At 63.1% G+C, this 19256-nt stretch carries 13 protein-coding genes; 10 read left to right on the top strand and 3 right to left on the bottom strand.

Going from position 1 to position 19256, the window contains the following annotated elements; genetic code table 11:
* Nucleotides 1-46: 46 nt before the first annotated feature.
* The 8 genes from lptF (at nt 47) to pdxJ (ending at nt 8489) form a co-directional block, all read left to right on the top strand.
* Complete coding sequence (gene lptF / locus PSH78_RS21190) at nt 47-1168, top strand: LPS export ABC transporter permease LptF (RefSeq protein ID WP_305496562.1); 1122 nt, start codon at nt 47-49, stop codon at nt 1166-1168.
* Nucleotides 1161-2222: an LPS export ABC transporter permease LptG gene (gene lptG, locus PSH78_RS21185; RefSeq protein WP_305496560.1), complete on the top strand. Its 1062-nt coding sequence runs from the start codon at nt 1161-1163 to the stop codon at nt 2220-2222. The genes lptF and lptG overlap by 8 nt, the downstream gene beginning before the upstream one ends.
* Nucleotides 2223-2410: 188 nt before the next feature.
* Complete coding sequence (gene lepA / locus PSH78_RS21180) at nt 2411-4210, top strand: translation elongation factor 4 (protein WP_053124835.1); 1800 nt, start codon at nt 2411-2413, stop codon at nt 4208-4210.
* Nucleotides 4211-4215: 5 nt separating this feature from the next.
* On the top strand, nt 4216-5070 hold the full coding sequence (gene lepB, locus PSH78_RS21175; protein WP_305496556.1) for a signal peptidase I: 855 nt from the start codon (nt 4216-4218) through the stop codon (nt 5068-5070).
* A gap of 184 nt (nt 5071-5254) precedes the next feature.
* Nucleotides 5255-5944 (top strand): ribonuclease III, encoded by a 690-nt coding sequence (gene rnc, locus PSH78_RS21170; RefSeq protein ID WP_030139612.1) that lies wholly within the window; start codon nt 5255-5257, stop codon nt 5942-5944.
* The gene (gene era, locus PSH78_RS21165; RefSeq protein ID WP_072345611.1) at nt 5937-6839 is read left to right on the top strand and encodes a GTPase Era; all 903 of its coding nucleotides are present in this window, start codon (nt 5937-5939) and stop codon (nt 6837-6839) included. The genes rnc and era overlap by 8 nt, the downstream gene beginning before the upstream one ends.
* Nucleotides 6840-7011: 172 nt before the next feature.
* Nucleotides 7012-7695 (top strand): DNA repair protein RecO, encoded by a 684-nt coding sequence (gene recO / locus PSH78_RS21160; RefSeq protein ID WP_305496553.1) that lies wholly within the window; start codon nt 7012-7014, stop codon nt 7693-7695.
* A 50-nt stretch (nt 7696-7745) separates the two neighbouring features.
* On the top strand, nt 7746-8489 hold the full coding sequence (gene pdxJ / locus PSH78_RS21155; RefSeq protein WP_305496551.1) for a pyridoxine 5'-phosphate synthase: 744 nt from the start codon (nt 7746-7748) through the stop codon (nt 8487-8489).
* Between the two features lie 181 nt (nt 8490-8670).
* On the opposite strand, the gene mltF is transcribed toward pdxJ, so the two are convergent.
* Nucleotides 8671-10131, bottom strand: a complete 1461-nt coding sequence (gene mltF / locus PSH78_RS21150) for a membrane-bound lytic murein transglycosylase MltF (RefSeq protein ID WP_305496550.1) — start codon at nt 10129-10131, stop codon at nt 8671-8673.
* Nucleotides 10132-10419: 288 nt separating this feature from the next.
* On the opposite strand from mltF, the gene purL reads away from it, so the two are divergent.
* Both purL and PSH78_RS21140 read left to right on the top strand, forming a co-directional pair.
* Nucleotides 10420-14316 (top strand): phosphoribosylformylglycinamidine synthase, encoded by a 3897-nt coding sequence (purL, locus tag PSH78_RS21145; protein WP_305496549.1) that lies wholly within the window; start codon nt 10420-10422, stop codon nt 14314-14316.
* A gap of 4 nt (nt 14317-14320) precedes the next feature.
* On the top strand, nt 14321-14632 hold the full coding sequence (locus tag PSH78_RS21140) for a YqfO family protein (RefSeq protein ID WP_305496547.1): 312 nt from the start codon (nt 14321-14323) through the stop codon (nt 14630-14632).
* 333 nt (nt 14633-14965) lie between these two features.
* On the opposite strand, the gene nagE is transcribed toward PSH78_RS21140, so the two are convergent.
* Entirely contained in the window at nt 14966-16675 is a 1710-nt protein-coding gene (gene nagE / locus PSH78_RS21135) for an N-acetylglucosamine-specific PTS transporter subunit IIBC (protein ID WP_305496545.1), read from the bottom strand.
* Between the two features lie 34 nt (nt 16676-16709).
* Nucleotides 16710-19223 carry a phosphoenolpyruvate--protein phosphotransferase gene (gene ptsP / locus PSH78_RS21130; protein ID WP_305496543.1) on the bottom strand — a complete coding sequence of 838 codons (2514 nt, stop codon included), beginning with the start codon at nt 19221-19223 and terminating at the stop codon, nt 16710-16712.
* Nucleotides 19224-19256 lie beyond the last annotated feature (33 nt).

Genomic DNA, 19256 nt, shown 5'->3' with positions numbered 1-19256 from the left:
CGTTTCTTGTTTGGCCGCCTAGCCTGACAATCGTGGAGTGTCTGGTTTGATCGTCTTCCGTTATCTATCCCGCGAAGTCCTGCTGACCCTGAGCGCGGTCAGTGCCGTGCTGCTGGTCATCATCATGAGCGGGCGCTTCATCAAGTACCTTGCCCAGGCGGCTTCGGGCGCCCTCGATCCGGGCTCGCTATTCCTGATCATGGGGTTCCGCCTGCCGGGCTTCCTGCAGCTGATCCTGCCGCTGGGATTGTTCCTCGGGATCCTGCTGGCCTACGGTCGCCTCTACCTCGACAGTGAAATGACCGTGCTGTCGGCCACCGGCATGAGCCAGCAGCGGCTGTTTCGCATCACTCTGTTCCCGGCCACATTGGTGGCGCTGGTGGTGGCCTGGCTGAGCCTGAGCCTGTCGCCCCAGGGCGCCAACCAGTTCCAGCTGCTGATCAACCAGCAGGACGCCATGACCGAATTCGACACCCTGGTGCCGGGGCGCTTCCAGGCCCTGCGTGACGGGACGCGTGTCACCTACACCGAACAATTGTCGGACGACCGGGTCAACCTCGGCGGTGTCTTCATCACCCAGAAAAATATCTCTTCGGACACCAAGAAGGACCGCGGGATTTCCGTGCTGGTGGCTGAAAAGGGCCGCCAGGAAATCAACCCCGACGGCAACCGCTACCTGATCCTGGAAAACGGCTATCGCTACGATGGCACGCCGGGGCAGGCCGATTACCGGGCGATCAAGTACGACACCTACGGTGTGCTGCTGCCCAAGCCCGATGTCAGCGATGAAGTCACCGACCGTGATGCCATGCCTACCGCCAGCCTGCTGGGCAGTGACGACATCCGCGCCCGCACCGAACTGCAATGGCGCCTGTCGCTGCCGTTGCTGGTGTTCATCGTGACCCTCATGGCGGTGCCGCTGTCGCGGGTCAATCCGCGCCAGGGTCGTTTCCTCAAGCTGCTGCCGGCGATTCTTTTGTATATGGCCTACCTGACCATCCTGATTTCCGCCCGCAGTGCCCTGGAGAAAGGCAAGATCCCGCCGGCCCTGGGCCTGTGGTGGGTGCATTCGATCTTCCTGGTCATTGGCCTGGGCTTGCTCTATTGGGAGCCGTTGCGCTTGAAGCTGGCCAGTCGTCGCAGCGCGCTGGAGGTGGCCCGTGGTTAAACTCGACCGCTATATCGGCAGCAGCGTGTTCATGGCGATCCTCGCGGTGCTGGGGATCATTCTTGGCCTGGCGACCCTGTTCGCGTTCATCGACGAAATGGGCGATGTCAGCGATACCTATACATTGCTGGACGTGGCGAGCTACGTGTTGCTGACGGCACCACGGCGGCTGTACGACATGTTGCCGATGGCTGCGCTGATCGGTTGCCTGATCGGCCTGGGGAGCCTGGCGAGCAACAGCGAACTGACCATCATGCGCGCCGCCGGCGTGTCCATCGGCCGCATCGTGTGGGCGGTGATGAAACCGATGCTGGTGCTGATGCTGGTCGGGCTGCTGGTTGGCGAGTACGTCGCGCCGGCCACCGAGAATACCGCCCAGGCCAATCGCTCCCTGGCCCAGGGCGGCGGTGATGCACAAAGCGCCAAGCATGGCTTGTGGCACCGCCAGGGTGACGAGTTCATCCACATCAACTCGGTGCAGCCTAACGGCACGCTGTACGGCGTGACCCGGTATCGCTTCGACGACGAGCGGCACCTGCTGTCGTCGAGCTTCGCCAAACGCGCCAATTTCGCCGAGGATCACTGGCAACTGAGCGACGTCACCACCACCTTGTTCCATGACAAGCGCACCGAGGTGGTCGCCGCTCCACAGGAACGTTGGGACGTGCAGATCAGCCCGCAGTTGCTCAGCACCGTCGTGATGGCGCCGGAGTCGCTATCGATCACCGGTTTGTGGGGCTACATCCACTACCTGGCGGACCAGGGCCTGAACAATGGCCGCTATTGGCTGGCATTTTGGGTCAAGGTATTGCAGCCGCTGGTCACTGCCGCCCTGGTGTTGATGGCGATTTCCTTCATCTTTGGTCCGCTGCGCTCGGTGACCCTTGGCCAGCGGGTCTTCACCGGCGTGCTGGTGGGCTTCACCTTCCGTATCGCCCAGGACCTGCTGGGGCCATCGAGCCTGGTGTTCGGTTTCTCGCCGCTGCTCGCGGTGCTGGTGCCGGCCACGGTCTGCGCGCTGGCCGGGCTCTGGCTGCTGCGCCGGGCGGGTTGACCGACGCCCTTGGGGCGAGGGAGCTTTTGTGGCGAGGGGATTTATCCCCGCTGGGTTGCGAAGCGACCCTGGTTCTCATTCCACAAAAGCCCATCGACAGGCGAACGTGACGCTTGCACGATGGATCAGGTACAATTCCCGGCTATTTTTCGGCGGGCCATGCCTGCAGCCTTTTTGAGTGTTGATCCGTGAGTGATTTGAGTCATATCCGCAATTTCTCCATCATCGCCCACATTGACCATGGCAAGTCGACGCTGGCTGATCGCTTCATCCAGATGTGCGGCGGTCTGGCCGAGCGTGAAATGGAAGCCCAGGTCCTGGACTCCATGGACCTCGAGCGTGAGCGCGGGATCACCATCAAGGCCCACAGCGTTACCCTCTATTACAAGGCTCGCGACGGCGTCACCTACCAGCTCAACTTCATCGATACCCCCGGCCACGTCGACTTCACCTATGAAGTCAGCCGGTCGCTGGCGGCCTGCGAAGGCGCGCTGCTGGTTGTCGATGCCGGCCAGGGCGTCGAGGCCCAGTCGGTCGCCAACTGCTACACGGCCATCGAGCAGGGCCTGGAAGTCATGCCGGTGCTGAACAAGATCGACCTGCCCCAGGCCGATCCGGACCGCGTGAAAGAAGAAATCGAAAAAATCATCGGCATCGACGCCACCGACGCGGTCACTTGCAGCGCCAAGACCGGCCTGGGCGTGGATGAAGTGCTTGAGCGCCTGGTCACCACCATTCCGGCGCCGACCGGCAATATCGAAGATCCGCTGCAAGCGTTGATCATCGACTCGTGGTTCGACAACTACCTGGGCGTGGTCTCCCTGGTTCGCGTGCGCCATGGCCGCGTGAAGAAGGGCGACAAGATCCTGGTCAAGTCCACCGGCAAGATCCACCTGGTGGACAGCGTCGGTGTGTTCAATCCGAAACACACCGCCACCGTCGACCTGAAGGCTGGCGAAGTCGGTTTCATCATCGCCGGTATCAAGGACATCCATGGTGCGCCGGTCGGCGACACCCTGACCTTGAGCTCGACCCCCGACGTCGACGTGCTGCCGGGCTTCAAGCGCATCCAGCCGCAGGTCTATGCCGGGCTGTTCCCGGTCAGTTCCGATGACTTCGAGGATTTCCGCGAAGCCCTGCAGAAGCTGACCCTGAACGACTCGTCCCTGCAGTACACCCCGGAAAGCTCGGACGCCCTGGGCTTCGGTTTCCGCTGCGGGTTCCTCGGCATGCTGCACATGGAAATCATCCAGGAGCGCCTGGAGCGCGAATACGACCTGGACCTGATCACCACGGCGCCGACGGTAATCTTCGAGCTGCTGCTCAAGAACGGCGAGACCATCTACGTCGACAACCCGTCCAAGCTGCCGGACCTGTCGGCCATCGAGGACATGCGCGAACCGATCGTGCGGGCGAATATCCTTGTGCCTCAGGAGCACCTGGGCAACGTCATTACCCTGTGCATCGAGAAGCGCGGCGTGCAACACGACATGTTGTTCCTTGGCACGCAGGTCCAGGTGACCTACGACTTGCCGATGAACGAAGTGGTGCTGGACTTCTTCGACCGCCTGAAATCCACCAGCCGCGGCTATGCTTCGCTGGACTATCATTTCGATCGTTACCAATCGGCTAATCTGGTGAAGCTGGATGTGTTGATCAACGGCGAGAAAGTCGATGCCCTGGCATTGATCGTGCACCGTGACAACGCGCACTACAAAGGTCGCGCGTTGACCGAGAAGATGAAGGAGCTGATTCCGCGGCAGATGTTCGACGTGGCAATCCAGGCCGCCATTGGCGGGCAGATTGTGGCGCGCACAACCGTCAAGGCACTCAGAAAGAACGTATTGGCCAAATGCTACGGCGGCGACGTCAGCCGTAAGCGCAAGCTGTTGGAAAAGCAGAAGGCCGGTAAAAAACGCATGAAGCAGGTCGGTAACGTGGAAATTCCACAGGAAGCCTTCCTTGCGGTGCTCAGGTTGGATAGTTAGGTCCTATGTCGCTAAATTTCCCGCTGTTGCTGGTGATCGCCGTGTTCGTCTGCGGCCTGTTGGCGTTGCTTGATCTGTTGTTCCTGGCGCCTCGGCGCCGGGCCGCCATTGCCTCATATCAGGGCAGCGTCAGCCAGCCTGATGGCGTGGTCATCGAAAAGCTCAACAAGGAACCGCTGCTGGTCGAGTACGGCAAGTCGTTCTTCCCGGTGCTGTTCATCGTCCTCGTGCTGCGCTCGTTCCTGGTGGAGCCGTTCCAGATCCCGTCCGGCTCGATGAAGCCGACCCTGGACGTGGGCGACTTCATCCTGGTGAACAAATTTTCCTACGGGATCCGGCTGCCGGTGATCGACAAGAAAGTCATCGAGATCGGCGACCCGCAACGGGGTGATGTGATGGTGTTCCGCTTTCCTAGCGACCCGAACGTCAACTACATCAAGCGTGTGGTCGGCCTGCCGGGCGACAGGATTCGCTACACCGCCGACAAGCGTCTGTTCGTCAACGGCGAACTGGTGGCTGAGCAGTTGATCGGCTCCGAGCCGGGCACGCTGGGCAGTGCCGAGCTCTACAAGGAAAAACTCGGCGAGGCGGAACACCTGATCCGCAAGGAAATGAGCCGCTACCGCGCCACGCCGGACCATTCGTGGACCGTGCCGGCCGGGCACTATTTCATGATGGGCGACAACCGCGACAACTCCAACGACAGCCGCTACTGGGATGATCCGAACATTCCCAGGGACATGCTGGGCATGGTCCCCGACCGCAACATCGTCGGCAAGGCCTTTGCGGTCTGGATGAGCTGGCCGGAACCCAAACTCAGTCACCTGCCGAATTTCTCGCGGGTTGGCCTGATCAAGTAATCACACACGGCGCTGTTGAACACAGCGCCGAATGCATTTCTGGAGCCTGCACAAGGCTGCCCGAAGGCATGAAGCCAACGATAGTCAGGACGTCATTTTTGAACACAGCGTTAATTGTCCCAAGCCAACGGCGTTCAGTCGCCGTGGCGGTGGAATCCAGCCACGAACTCAGCGTGGGTAAACCGTGAGCGTTTCTCTAAGCCGTCTCGAGCGTCAGCTCGGCTACACTTTCAAAGATCAGGAGCTGATGCTCCTGGCCCTGACTCACCGCAGTTTTGCCGGGCGCAACAACGAACGCCTGGAATTTCTCGGCGATGCCATTCTCAATTTCGTGGCCGGCGAGGCGTTGTTCGAACGCTTCCCCCTGGCGCGGGAAGGTCAGTTGTCGCGTTTGCGTGCACGATTGGTAAAAGGTGAGACCCTGGCGGTACTGGCCCGTGGTTTCGACCTGGGCGACTACCTGCGCCTGGGCTCCGGCGAGTTGAAAAGTGGCGGTTTTCGTCGCGAATCGATCCTGGCCGATGCCCTGGAAGCGCTGATTGGCGCGATCTATCTGGATTCGGGCATGGAAATGGCCCGCGAGCGTGTGCTGGCCTGGCTGACTTCCGAGATCGACAGCCTGACGCTGGTGGACACCAACAAGGATCCCAAGACGCGCTTGCAGGAATTCCTGCAGTCGCGCAGCTGCGAACTGCCGCGCTACGAAGTGGTGGATATCCAGGGTGAGCCGCATTGCCGAACCTTCTTCGTCGAATGCGAAGTGGTCCTATTGAATGAAAAAAGCCGAGGCCAGGGCGTCAGCCGTCGTATTGCCGAACAGGTAGCGGCCGCTGCAGCACTGATCGCCCTGGGCGTGGAGAATGGCAATGACTGATACAACCGTCACCCGCTGCGGCTATGTCGCCATCGTTGGCCGGCCGAACGTGGGCAAGTCGACATTGCTCAACCACATTCTCGGCCAGAAGCTGGCGATCACGTCGCGCAAGCCGCAAACCACCCGCCACAACATGCTCGGCATCAAGACCGAAGGCGCCGTCCAGGCGATCTACGTCGACACGCCCGGCATGCACAAGGGTGGCGAGAAGGCCCTGAACCGCTACATGAACAAGACGGCCTCGGCGGCGTTGAAGGACGTTGACGTGGTGATCTTCGTGGTCGACCGCACCAAGTGGACCGAAGAAGACCAGATGGTCCTCGAGCGTGTCCAGTACGTGACCGGTCCCTTGATCGTTGCGCTGAACAAGACCGACCGCATCGAAGACAAGGCCGAGCTGATGCCGCACCTGAGCTGGTTGCAGGAGCAGTTGCCGAATGCCCAGATCATCCCGATCTCCGCCCAGCACGGGCACAACCTCGACGCGCTGGAGCGGGTAATCGCCGAGCACCTGCCGGAAAACGATCACTTCTTCCCCGAAGACCAGATCACCGACCGCAGCAGCCGTTTCCTCGCCGCCGAACTGGTCCGCGAGAAAATCATGCGCCAGATGGGTGCCGAGCTGCCGTACCAGATCACGGTGGAAATCGAAGAGTTCAAGCAGCAGGGCAAGACCCTGCACATCCATGCCTTGATCCTCGTCGAGCGTGACGGCCAGAAAAAAATCATCATTGGCGACAAGGGCGAGCGCATCAAGCGCATCGGCACCGAGGCGCGCAAGGACATGGAGCTGCTGTTCGACTCCAAGATCATGCTCAACCTGTGGGTCAAGGTGAAGGGTGGCTGGTCCGATGACGAGCGGGCGCTGCGTTCGCTGGGTTACGGCGACCTCTGATTATCTGACTGGATATACCGAGAGCCATTGTGGGAGCGAGCTTGCTCGCGATGAGGGGCTGATATTCAACATCTGTGTTGACTGACAGACCGCTATCGCGAGCAAGCTCGCTCCCACATTGGTTTCGGGGTGTTTATAAAATTGTGCTCGCTCATCGAGAACTGTGACTTCGATGTCTCAACCCACCGCTCAATCCGCCTACGTCCTCCACAGCCGCGCCTACCGCGAAAGCAGCGCTCTGGTGGACTTCCTCACGCCTCAAGGGCGGCTGCGGGCGGTATTGCGGGGGGCTCGGGGCAAGGCCGGGACGCTGGCGCGGCCGTTCGTGCCGCTGGAAGTCGAGTTTCGCGGCCGGGGTGAGTTGAAGAATGTCGGGCGCATGGAAAGCAATGGCGTCGCCTCCTGGCTCAATGGCGAAGCGCTGTTCAGTGGCCTGTACCTCAACGAACTGCTGATCCGCCTGCTGCCCGCCGAAGATCCCCATCCCGCCGTGTTCGACCATTACACCGCCACGTTGCTGGCCCTGGCCGAGGGTCGACCCTTGGAGCCATTGCTGCGCTCTTTCGAATGGCGCCTGCTGGATGACCTGGGCTACGGTTTTGCCCTGGACGCCGATCTGCACGGCGATCCTATTGCGACCGACGGTCTGTATCGCCTGCAAGTGGATGCCGGCCTGGAGCGGGTCTACCTGCTGCAACCGGGACTGTTCAACGGTGTCGAGTTGCTGGCCATGGCCGAGGCCGACTGGACAGCGCCTGGCGCGCTGGCGGCGGCCAAGCGTCTGATGCGCCAGGCCCTGGCGGTTCATCTGGGCGGCCGGCCGCTGGTCAGTCGCGAGTTGTTTCGCAAGCCCTGATCTCCCCGTATGCTGTGGGCCGAATCTCTGTCCATTCAGGAGCGCTTTTCGTGAGCACCAGCAATCGCATTCTTCTCGGCGTGAACATCGACCATGTCGCCACTCTGCGCCAGGCCCGTGGTACGCGTTACCCGGACCCGGTCAAGGCCGCACTGGACGCCGAAGAGGCGGGCGCCGATGGCATCACCGTGCACTTGCGCGAAGACCGCCGGCACATCCAGGAACGCGACGTGCTGCTGCTCAAGGATGTGCTGCAGACCCGCATGAACTTTGAAATGGGCGTGACCGAGGAAATGATGGCCTTCGCCGAACGCATCCGTCCGGCGCACATCTGCCTGGTTCCGGAGACGCGTCAGGAACTGACCACCGAAGGCGGCCTGGATGTAGCGGGGCAGGAGTCGCGGATCAGCCTGGCGGTGGAGCGCCTGTCGAAGATCGGCGCCGAGGTCTCGCTGTTCATCGATGCCGATGAACGGCAGATCGAAGCCTCCAAGCGTGTCGGTGCGCCGGCCATCGAGCTGCACACCGGCCGTTACGCCGACGCCGAGACGCCTACGGACGTGGCCGATGAGCTGCAGCGGGTCGCCGACGGCGTCAGCTTCGGCCTGGCCAACGGGCTGATCGTCAACGCCGGCCATGGCCTGCACTACCACAACGTCGAAGCCGTCGCGGCCATCAAGGGCATCAACGAGCTGAACATCGGCCACGCACTGGTAGCCCATGCATTGTTTGTCGGGTTCAAGTCGGCTGTTTCGGAGATGAAAGCGTTGATCCTGGCGGCTGCCAGATCCTGAGCCCACCGAATAAGCACCCCAATCAAAACTGTGGGAGCGAGCTTGCTCGCGATGAGGGCCTGATATTCAACATGAATGTTGACTGACAGACCGCTATCGCGAGCAAGCTCGCTCCCACAGGGGCGCTGGGTGGACATAAAACTTGTGGATAAACCAAGCAAGACTGTGGGGTAGGCAGCTGTCAGAGCTGTGGAGATTCCTGGTTAGGCTTGCTCTTGTCCACACCCGGCACATGCAGGTTGCCCTCGGCCACTTGGTCGCCTTCAAGCTGTGGCTGCGTCACCCAGGTGAGGATGTCGTAGTAGCGACGGATGTTCGCCACGAAATGCACCGGTTCGCCGCCGCGGGCGTAGCCGTAGCGGGTCTTGCTGTACCACTGTTTCTGGGACAGGCGCGGCAGGATCTTCTTCACGTCGAGCCATTTGTTCGGGTTCAGCCCTTCCTTGGCGGCGAGCTTGCGCGCGTCGTCCAGGTGACCGCTGCCGACGTTGTAGGCAGCGAGGGCAAACCAGGTGCGGTCCGGCTCCTCGATGCTCTCGTCCAGTTGCTCCTTCATATAGGCCAGGTACTTGGCGCCGCCCATGATGCTCTGCTTCGGATCGAGGCGGTTGGACACACCCATGGCCTGGGCGGTGTTCTGGGTCAGCATCATCAGGCCGCGCACACCGGTCTTGGAGGTGACCGTCGGTTGCCACAGCGATTCCTGGTAGCCAATGGCGGCCAGCAGGCGCCAGTCGACCTTTTCCTTCTTGGCGTAGGTCTTGAAGTGTTGCTCGTATTTCGGCAGGCGTTGCTGCAGATGCTGGGCGAAGGTGGTCGCGCCCATGTAGCCGAGGACGTCGACGTGCCCGTAATAACGGTCCTTGAGGCGTTGCAGCGTGCCGTTCTTCTGCACCTTGTCGAGGTAGGCGTTGATTTCGTTGAGCAGGCTGTTGTCTTCGCCGGGGCCCACCGCCCAGCTCTGGCTGCGGGCATCGCCGAGGTCGAACGCCACGCGCACGTTAGGGAAGTACACCTGGTTCATCGCCACTTCGTTGGAATCCACCAGCGTCAGGTCGATCTGGCCTTCATCGACCATGCGCAGCAGGTCGACGACTTCAACCGCGTCGGACTCCTCGTATTCGATTCCCGGATACTGCTGTTTCAACTGCGCCAGCTGCTCCGCGTGGGAGCTGCCCTTGAGCACCATGATCTTCTTGCCCGCCAGGGCAGCCGCGTCGGTGGGGCGGGACTGGCCGTTGCGGTAGATGACCTGCGGGGTAACCTCCAGGTAGGCGTGGGAGAACCGTACCTGCTTCTTGCGCTGTTCGCTGCTGACCAGGCCCGCCGCGGCCAGCACCGGGCCATTGGGCTTGCCGACCTGGCTGAACAGGTCGTCGAGGTTGTCGGCGGTCTCGATCTTCAACTCGACCCCCAAATCCTCGGCGAAGCGCTTCACCAGCTCGTATTCGAAGCCGGTCTCACCATTGCGATCCTGGAAGTAGGTGGCGGGGCTGTTCCGGGTAACCACCCGCAGCACGCCATCCTCCTTTACGCGCTCCAGTGTGTTGGGTTTCTCAACACAACCACTGAGCACCAGGAAGAGTCCGGTTGCGATCAGCCATCTGGCGTACCGCGGACGCAAAGCCGTTGGGGAAAACATCTGCGCAGTATACGCAAACGGCCTCGACCGCCATATATCGACAGCAAAAGGCCAGTCTGCTAGAGGTTGCAAAACGTGTCCGCTACACAGGCAGGCCGGCGTGCGGCGGCGGTTGCGCCGGAAAAAAATAACTCCGCTGAATTATCGCAATGACGCCTGGCGGCAGCCGTTCAAGGGATGACCGACGTCCGGCTGGCATCGCACGTAGCGTTTCGGGTGCCGTTGCCAGCGGTTTAGGCTAGAATGCACGGCCTCAAAGCACACCCCCTTCCCGAGGCTGTCCCGAAGATGTTGATCCTGCGCGGCGCTCCTGCCCTTTCTGCCTTTCGCCACAGCAAACTCCTTGAGCAACTGAGCCAGAAGGTTCCGGCTGTCAGTGGCTTGTATGCTGAATTCGCTCACTTCGCCGAAGTCACCGGCGGTTTGACCGGCGACGAACAGCAGGTGCTCGCGCGCCTTCTGAAGTACGGTCCCAGCGTTCCCGTCCAGGAGCCGACCGGTCGTCTGTTCCTGGTACTGCCGCGTTTCGGCACCATTTCGCCGTGGTCGAGCAAGGCCAGCGACATCGCGCGCAATTGCGGCCTGGCGAAAATCCAGCGTCTGGAGCGTGGCATTGCCTTTTATGTCGCCGGTGAGTTCAGCGAGGCCGAGGCCCAGCTGATTGCCGATGGCCTGCATGACCGCATGACCCAAGTCGTGCTGGGCAACCTGGAGCAGGCCGCCGGCCTGTTCAGCCACGCCGAACCCAAGCCGCTGACCGCTATCGATGTGCTGGGCGGTGGCCGCGCCGCGCTGGAAAAAGCCAACGCCGAGCTGGGCCTGGCCCTGGCCGAAGACGAGATCGATTACCTGGTCAATGCCTTCCAGGGCTTGCAGCGCAACCCGCACGACATTGAACTGATGATGTTCGCCCAGGCCAACTCCGAGCACTGCCGCCACAAGATCTTCAACGCCAGTTGGGACATTGATGGCCAGAGCCAGGAAAAAAGCCTGTTCGGCATGATCAAGAACACCTACCAGATGCACAACGAAGGTGTGCTGTCGGCCTACAAGGACAACGCGGCGGTGATCGTCGGCAACGTTGCCGGCCGCTTCTACCCGAACCCTGAGACCCGCCAGTACGGTGCGGTCCAGGAGCCGGTGCACATCCTGATGAAGGTCGAGACCCACAACCACCCGACCGCCATCGCCCCGTTCCCGGGCGCGTCCACCGGTTCCGGTGGCGAGATCCGCGACGAAGGCGCTACCGGCCGTGGCGCCAAGCCCAAGGCCGGCCTGACCGGCTTCACCGTGTCGAACCTGCAGATCCCGGGCTTTGAACAGCCGTGGGAAAAGCCTTACGGCAAGCCTGAGCGCATCGTCAACGCCCTCGACATCATGATCGAAGGCCCGCTCGGCGGCGCGGCATTCAACAACGAATTCGGCCGTCCGGCCCTGACCGGTTACTTCCGTACTTTCGAGCAGTCCATCAACACCCCGCGCGGCGAAGAGGTTCGTGGCTATCACAAGCCGATCATGCTCGCCGGCGGCATGGGCAACATCCGCGCCGAACACGTACAGAAGGGCGAGATCCTGGTCGGCTCCAAGCTGATCGTCCTCGGCGGCCCGGCCATGCTGATCGGCCTGGGTGGCGGCGCCGCTTCCTCCATGGCCACCGGCACCAGCTCGGCGGACCTGGACTTCGCCTCGGTCCAGCGCGAAAACCCGGAAATGGAACGCCGCTGCCAGGAAGTCATCGACCGTTGCTGGCAACTGGGCGAGCAGAACCCCATCAGCTTCATCCATGACGTCGGCGCGGGCGGCCTGTCCAACGCCTTCCCGGAACTGGTCAACGACGGCGGTCGTGGTGGCCGCTTCGAGTTGCGCAACATTCCGAACGACGAGCCGGGCATGGCCCCGCACGAAATCTGGAGCAACGAATCCCAGGAACGTTACGTCCTGGCGGTCGGCCCGGCCGATTTCGAGCGCTTCAAGGCGATCTGCGAGCGTGAGCGTTGCCCGTTCGCGGTCGTCGGCGAAGCCACCGCCGAGCCGCAACTGACTGTCACCGACAGCCACTTCGGCAACAGCCCGGTGGACATGCCGCTGGAAGTGCTGCTGGGCAAAGCCCCGCGCATGCACCGTTCGGCCGTCCGCGAAGCCGAGCTGGGGGATGATTTCGATCCGTCCACCCTCGACATCGCCGACTCCATCGAGCGCGTCCTGCATCACCCGGCCGTGGCGAGCAAAAGCTTCCTGATCACCATCGGCGACCGCACCATCACCGGCCTCGTGGCCCGCGACCAGATGGTCGGCCCATGGCAGGTGCCGGTGGCCGACGTGGCCGTGACTGCCACCAGCTTCGACGTCTACACCGGCGAAGCCATGGCCATGGGCGAACGTACCCCGCTGGCGCTGCTGGACGCTCCGGCGTCGGGCCGCATGGCGATCGGCGAGACCCTGACCAACATCGCGGCCTCGCGCATCGGCAAGATCTCCGACATCAAGCTGTCGGCCAACTGGATGTCCGCCGCCGGTCACCCGGGCGAAGATGCCCGTCTGTACGACACCGTCAAGGCGGTCGGCATGGAGCTGTGCCCTGAGCTGGGCATCACCATTCCGGTGGGCAAGGACTCCATGTCCATGGCCACCCGCTGGAACGATGAAGGCTTGGACAAGAGCGTCACCTCACCGTTGTCGCTGATCGTGACCGGCTTTGCCCCGGTCACCGACATCCGCCAGACCCTGACCCCGCAACTGCGCATGGACAAGGGCACCACCGACCTGATCCTGATCGACCTGGGCCGTGGCCAGAACCGCATGGGCGCCTCGATCTTGGCCCAGGTGCATGGCAAGCTCGGCTCGCAAGCCCCGGACGTTGACGATGCCGAAGACCTGAAGGCGTTCTTCGCCGTGATCCAGGGCCTCAACGCCGACGGTCATCTGCTGGCCTACCACGACCGTTCCGATGGCGGCTTGCTGACCACCGTGATGGAAATGGCCTTCGCTGGCCACTGCGGCCTGAACCTGACCCTGGACAGCGTGGCCGAATCGGCCAGCGAAATCCCGGCCATCCTGTTCAATGAAGAGCTCGGTGCGGTGATCCAGGTTCGCCAGGACGCCACCCCGGATATCCTCGCCCAGTTCAGCGCCGCCGGCTTGGCCGAGTGCGTCTCGGTGATCGGCCAGCCGATCAACAACGCCCACATCAACATCACCTTCAACGGCGACACCGTCTTCGAAGGCCAGCGCCGCCTGTTGCAGCGCCAGTGGGCCGAGACCAGCTACCAGATCCAGCGTCTGCGCGACAACGCCGACTGCGCCGAGCAGGAGTTCGACGCGATCCTGGAAGAAGACAACCCGGGCCTGAGCGCCAAGCTCAGCTACGACGTCAACGACAACGTGGCCGCGCCTTACATCAAGAAAGGCATTCGTCCGCAAGTGGCGGTCCTGCGCGAGCAGGGCGTCAACGGTCAGGTGGAAATGGCCGCGGCGTTCGACCGCGCCGGCTTCAACGCGATCGACGTGCACATGAGCGACATCCTCGCCGGCCGTGTCGACCTGAACGACTTCAAGGGCATGGTCGCTTGCGGCGGCTTCTCCTACGGCGACGTGCTGGGTGCCGGTGAAGGCTGGGCCAAGTCGGCGCTGTTCAACAGCCGCGCCCGCGACGCGTTCCAGGGCTTCTTCGAGCGCACCGACAGCTTCACCCTCGGCGTGTGCAACGGTTGCCAGATGATGTCCAACCTGCACGAGCTGATTCCGGGCAGCGAGTTCTGGCCGCACTTTGTGCGCAACCGCTCCGAGCAGTTCGAAGCGCGCGTGGCGATGGTCCAGGTGCAGGAGTCGAACTCGATCTTCCTGCAGGGCATGGCCGGTTCGCGCATGCCGATCGCCATTGCCCACGGCGAAGGACATGCGGAATTCGAAAGCGAAGAAGCCTTGCTTGAAGCCGATCTGTCCGGTTGTGTGTCGCTGCGTTTTGTCGACAACCATGGCAAGGTCACCGAAACCTACCCGGCCAACCCGAACGGCTCGCCACGCGGGATCACCGGCCTGACCAGCCGCGACGGCCGCGTCACGATCATGATGCCGCACCCGGAGCGAGTGTTCCGCGCGGTGCAGAACTCGTGGCGTTCGGACGACTGGAACGAAGACGCGCCATGGATGCGCATGTTCCGCAACGCGCGCGTCTGGGTGAACTGAGGCGGTGTACAAGCTCTGCTTCTTCGTCCCGGCCAGCCATGTGGACGTGGTCAAAAGCGCTGTATTCGCCGCCGGTGGCGGACGGATCGGCGCCTATGACCACTGCGCCTGGCAAGTGCTGGGCCTGGGCCAGTTTCGCCCCCTGGACGGCAGCCAGCCGTTCATTGGCGAGGCGGGGCAGGTCGAGCAGGTCGAGGAGTGGAAGGTTGAGCTGGTAGTGGCCGACGGGTTGATCCGGCCCGTGGTGGAGGCGCTGAAACAGAGCCACCCCTACGAGACACCGGCGTATGAAGTGTGGCGGTTGGAGGATTTTTGATTCTCTTGCGCTGAAAACGAAAAACCCGCTGATTGATTCAGCGGGTTTTTTATTGGCTACGATTCTGTGTACGCGAATCCCGTGGCGAGGGAGCTTGCTCCCGCTCGGCTGCGTAGCAGTCGAAAAAAGCCGGGGCCGCTGCGCGACCCAGCGGGAGCAAGCTCCCTCGCCACGGGGATTGTGTGTACCAGATATTTGATGTTGCTTGTGCCGGCCCCATCGCGAGCAGGCTCGCTCCCACAATGTTTTGTGGTGTTGCAGATCTTCGTGACCCACACCGCACCCTGTGGGAGCGAGCCTGCTCGCGAAGAGGCCAGAACAGACACCAGGAATCTAAGCCTTGACCCCAGCCCTGGGATTCACGATCACCCCCTCCAACGCCCGCCACACCCCCGGCGCTTTTTCCCCCAGCAACAAATGCCACACCCCATCCTCCAGCGCGCTGACCCCTTGGCAGCCAAGCGCCTTTAGCTGGCTTTCCGACAATCCCTTGCCATCGGCCAGTTGCACCCGCAACCGGCTCATTGCCACGCAGTCAAGCTGCACCACGTTGTGATTGCCGCCCAAGGCATCCAGCCATTTCTGTGCTTCGACAGCGCTGACCTGTGGTGACGGTTCAACGCTATCCGGTGCAGCGACAGGTACCGGCTGTTCGGAAGAGGGCAACGCCAGGCGGATTTCATCGGCAATGCTATCCGCCATCGGCCCGACCACCACCTGCAAGCTGCCGCCATAGCCCGGGCGAACTACAGCCACGGCGCCGAGGGCCTTGAGCTGGGCGTCGGACGCCTTGCTGCGGTCCACCATGTCCAGGCGCAAGCGAGTGGTGCAGGCGCCGACGGTGATCAGGTTGTCGGCACCGCCCAGCGCCTGGATGTAGGCCGCGGCCCGCTGGTTTTCGGCGATGACCGGTTTGTCGCCCGCCGGCACGTCCTCACGCCCCGGGGTCTTGAGGTCGAAGCGGCGGATGCAGAAGTCGAACACCAGGTAATAGATCAGCGCATACGCCAGGCCCACCGGGACGACCAGCCAGCCGTTGGTGGACTTGCCCCAGCCCAGCACCATGTCGATGAAACCACCCGAGAAGGTGAAGCCCAGGTGAATGTCCAGCAGGTTGGTCACCGCCATCGACAGGCCGGTGAGCAACGCGTGGACCAGGTACAACAGCGGCGCAAGGAACATGAAGGCGAATTCGATCGGCTCGGTGACGCCGGTCAGGAACGAGGTCAGCGCCATCGACAACAGAATCCCGCCCATCACCTTGCGCCGCTGGGGCAGGGCGTTGCGGTACATCGCCAGGCACGCGGCGGGGAGGCCGAAGAGCATCACCGGGAACATGCCGGTCATGAACTGGCCGCCCTTGGGGTCGCCGGCGAAATAGCGGGTCAGGTCGCCGGTGACCACCGCGCCGGTCGCCGGATCGGTGAAGCTGCCGAAGATGAACCAGGCCATGTTGTTGAGGATGTGGTGCAGGCCGGTGACGATCAGCAGCCGATTGAACACGCCGAACACGAACGCACCGAAGCTGCCGCTGGCCATCAGCAGTTCGCCGAAGCCGTTGATGCCATGCTGGATCGGCGGCCAGATCAGGCCGAACACGACGCCCAGGCCCACGGCGCTGAAACCGGTGACAATCGGCACGAAACGCCGGCCGCCAAAAAACGCCAGGTACTCCGGCAACCGGATGTCCTTGAAACGGTTGTACAGCGCGCCGGCCAGCAGGCCACTGATGATTCCGGCGAGCATGCCCATGTTGATGGTCGCGTCGAGTACCTTCAGCGTCGCGATCATGATCAGGTAGCCGATCGCCCCGGCCAGCCCGGCGGTGCCGTTGTTGTCCCGGGCGAAGCCCACGGCAATGCCGATGGCGAAAATCAGCGCCAGGTTGGCGAAGATCGCCTGGCCGGCGTCGTGAATGATCGCGATATTCAACAGGTCCGTGTCACCCAGGCGCAACAGCAGGCCGGCAATCGGCAGGATCGCGATCGGCAGCATCAGCGCCCGGCCGAGGCGTTGCAGCCCTTCGATGAAATGCTGGTACATGGCGTCTCTCCTTTTTGTTGTTGTTCGACGTGGCTCAGCCCAGAGGCCAGTGTTGGTGACAGGCCTGGCGCACAGCGGCGGCGCTCGGCAGATTCAGCAAATCGGTACTGACGCGGCGGCATTGGGCAGCGTCGAGGTGACGCACGCGGTCCTTGATTTCACCAATCTGTGGCGGGCTGACCGATAGCTCCCGCACGCCCAGCCCGATCAACGCCGGTGTCGCCAGGGGATCGGAAGCCAGGGCGCCACACACGCCGACCCAGCGTCCATGCCTGGCCGCGCCGGCGCAGGTCTGGGCGATCAGCCGCAACAGCGCCGGGTGCAGGGCATCGACCCGGGCGGCGAGGCCGGCGTGGTCGCGGTCCATGGCGAGGGTGTACTGGGACAGGTCGTTAGTGCCGATGGACAGGAAGTCCGCGTGCTCGGCCAGTTGCTCGGCGAGCAGGGCGGCGGCCGGCACTTCGATCATCACCCCCAGTTGTGGACGCTCGCCCAGGCCCAGCTCGGTGCCCAAGGCATCGAGGCGCTGGCGGATGTGCAGCAGCTCGTCGACTTCAGTGACCATCGGCAACAGGATCCGGCAGCGATTCAACGGACGGGTCTGCAGCAGGGCGCGCAATTGTTGATCGAGCAATTCCGGGCGCACCTGGGCCAGGCGTATGCCGCGCAGACCGAGCACCGGGTTGGCCTCGGCCGGCAGCGGCAGGTAATCCAGCTGCTTGTCGCCGCCGACGTCGATGGTGCGGATGATCACCGGCCTGTCGCCCATGGCATCGAGCACGGCTTGATAGGCCTGGCGTTGCTCGCTTTCGTCGGGGGCCGTGTGACGGTCGACAAAAAGAAATTCCGTACGCAACAAACCGACGCCATCGGCACCGTTGGCGAAGGCCTCGCCCGCTTCGGCGCTAGAGGCCACGTTGGCGGCGATTTCGACATCGACCCCATCAACGGTGCGCGCCGGCGTGTGGGCGAGGGACTGATACCAGGTGCGTAGGGCGGCGCGTTGGGCCTGGGCTTGGCGGACCTGCGTCAGGCGCTCGGCGCTGGGCGTGAGTTCGAGGCGGTCATTGTCAGCGTCCAGCACCACCGTTCGCCCCGGCGCCTGGTCGAGCAGCGCCTCGCCCAACGCCACCAGGCAGGGCAGGCCTTTGCCCCGGGCCAGGATCGCTACGTGGGACGTCGCGCCGCCTTCGGCCATGCATACGCCGGCCACGCCTTGGACGCCGAGTTGCAGCAGGTCTGAGGGGGTCAGCTCCTGCGCGGCGACAATCGCGCCCACCGGCACGTCGAATTGCCACGCCTCACCAAGCAACACCCGCAAGACCCGCTGGCGCAGGTCGTGCAGATCATTGGCGCGCTCGGCCAACAACGTGCTGCCCAATTGCCGCAGCACCTGGCACTGCACATCGATGGAGCGGCTCCAGGCGTGGGCCGCCGCGCAACCCTGATCAATGGAAAGGTAAGCGGCGTCCAGCAGGACCGGGTCTTCCAGCAGCGCCAGATGAGCGCTGAAAATCGCCTGCTCATCCGCGTGGTGCCGGGCCTTGGCGTTTTCCAACGTAACACCGATGTCGCGGCTGACCTGCTCCAGGGCTTGGCGCAGCCGTCGTCGTTGTTCTTCAGCGTCGTGACCGCCGAGGTCCTCGGGCAATTGAATGCCGTCCAGTCGAACCAGCGGGCCGGTGACCAGGCCGGGTGCGGCGCAGACACCGTGCAGCACGCCATCCTCGGCGGCATGGCTGGGCGCCTGGACCCGTGGCGTGTCGGCGTGAACCTCTTCGGCCAAGGCTGTGGATAACGTCTTCAATAACGCTTGCAACGCCGCTTCGGCATCGCTGCCGCGGCAACTGACATGGACTTCGGCCTGCTCGGTGATTGCCAGGCCCATCATGCCCATCACGCTGTCACAGGGCGCCGAGCGGTCGCCAAAATGCAGGTGCGAGCGGCTCTTGAAGCGTTGCGCAGTCTGACGAACCAGGGCGGCGGGGCGGGCGTGCAGGCCGCCTCGATGGACGATGCGGACCTGGCCGGACACTTCGATGCCGCCCTGCGCTTCATCGCTTCGTGTTTCGCCCCCCGCCCGGGCGACGATGTGCAGCAACGGCTCGCCGACCTTGACCGCCTTGAGGGTGATGGGCCGTGCCTGGAAGCGCTCGCCATTGGTGATGACCAGCAGGCTCACCAGGCTTTTGCAGCGCAGTGCCACGCGGTCCAGGTCATAGCGCAGCAACGCTTGCCCGTTGCTGACCCGGGCGCCTTGCTTGACCAGCATCGAGAACCCGTCGCCCTGCAACTCGACGGTGTCCAGCCCCAGGTGCAGCAGCAGTTCGGCGCCGTTGTCGGCCCGTAGCGTCACGGCGTGGCCGGTGCGAGCGACGTGGATCACCTCACCGTCACAGGGTGCGTAAAGCGTGTCGTTCAGGGGGTCGATCGCGATCCCGTCGCCCATCGCGCCGCTGGCGAACACCGCGTCCGGGACGTTGGCGAGGGTGAGCAGCGGACCGCTGAGCGGGGCGCTGAGGGTCAGCTCTTTATTGTTATTGGGCATGGGCTCGCTCTCTTTGAAATCGGGTTGGCCTGG

The sequence above is a fragment of the Pseudomonas sp. FP198 genome (genome assembly GCF_030687895.1).
Lineage (GTDB): Bacteria > Pseudomonadota > Gammaproteobacteria > Pseudomonadales > Pseudomonadaceae > Aquipseudomonas.
The sequence above is the reverse complement of the archived record's forward strand: the minus strand, read 5'-3'. Positions and strand labels throughout refer to the sequence as shown.

Excerpts from the sequence above, each read along its gene's own strand:
- era (WP_072345611.1), top strand. The coding sequence starts at position 5,937 with ATGACTGATACAACCGTCACCCGCTGCGGCTATGTCGCCATCGTTGGC.
- lepB (WP_305496556.1), top strand. The coding sequence starts at position 4,216 with ATGTCGCTAAATTTCCCGCTGTTGCTGGTGATCGCCGTGTTCGTCTGC.
- recO (WP_305496553.1), top strand. The coding sequence starts at position 7,012 with ATGTCTCAACCCACCGCTCAATCCGCCTACGTCCTCCACAGCCGCGCC.
- nagE (WP_305496545.1), bottom strand. The coding sequence starts at position 16,675 with ATGTACCAGCATTTCATCGAAGGGCTGCAACGCCTCGGCCGGGCGCTG.
- mltF (WP_305496550.1), bottom strand. The coding sequence starts at position 10,131 with ATGTTTTCCCCAACGGCTTTGCGTCCGCGGTACGCCAGATGGCTGATC.
- purL (WP_305496549.1), top strand. The coding sequence starts at position 10,420 with ATGTTGATCCTGCGCGGCGCTCCTGCCCTTTCTGCCTTTCGCCACAGC.
- ptsP (WP_305496543.1), bottom strand. The coding sequence starts at position 19,223 with ATGCCCAATAACAATAAAGAGCTGACCCTCAGCGCCCCGCTCAGCGGT.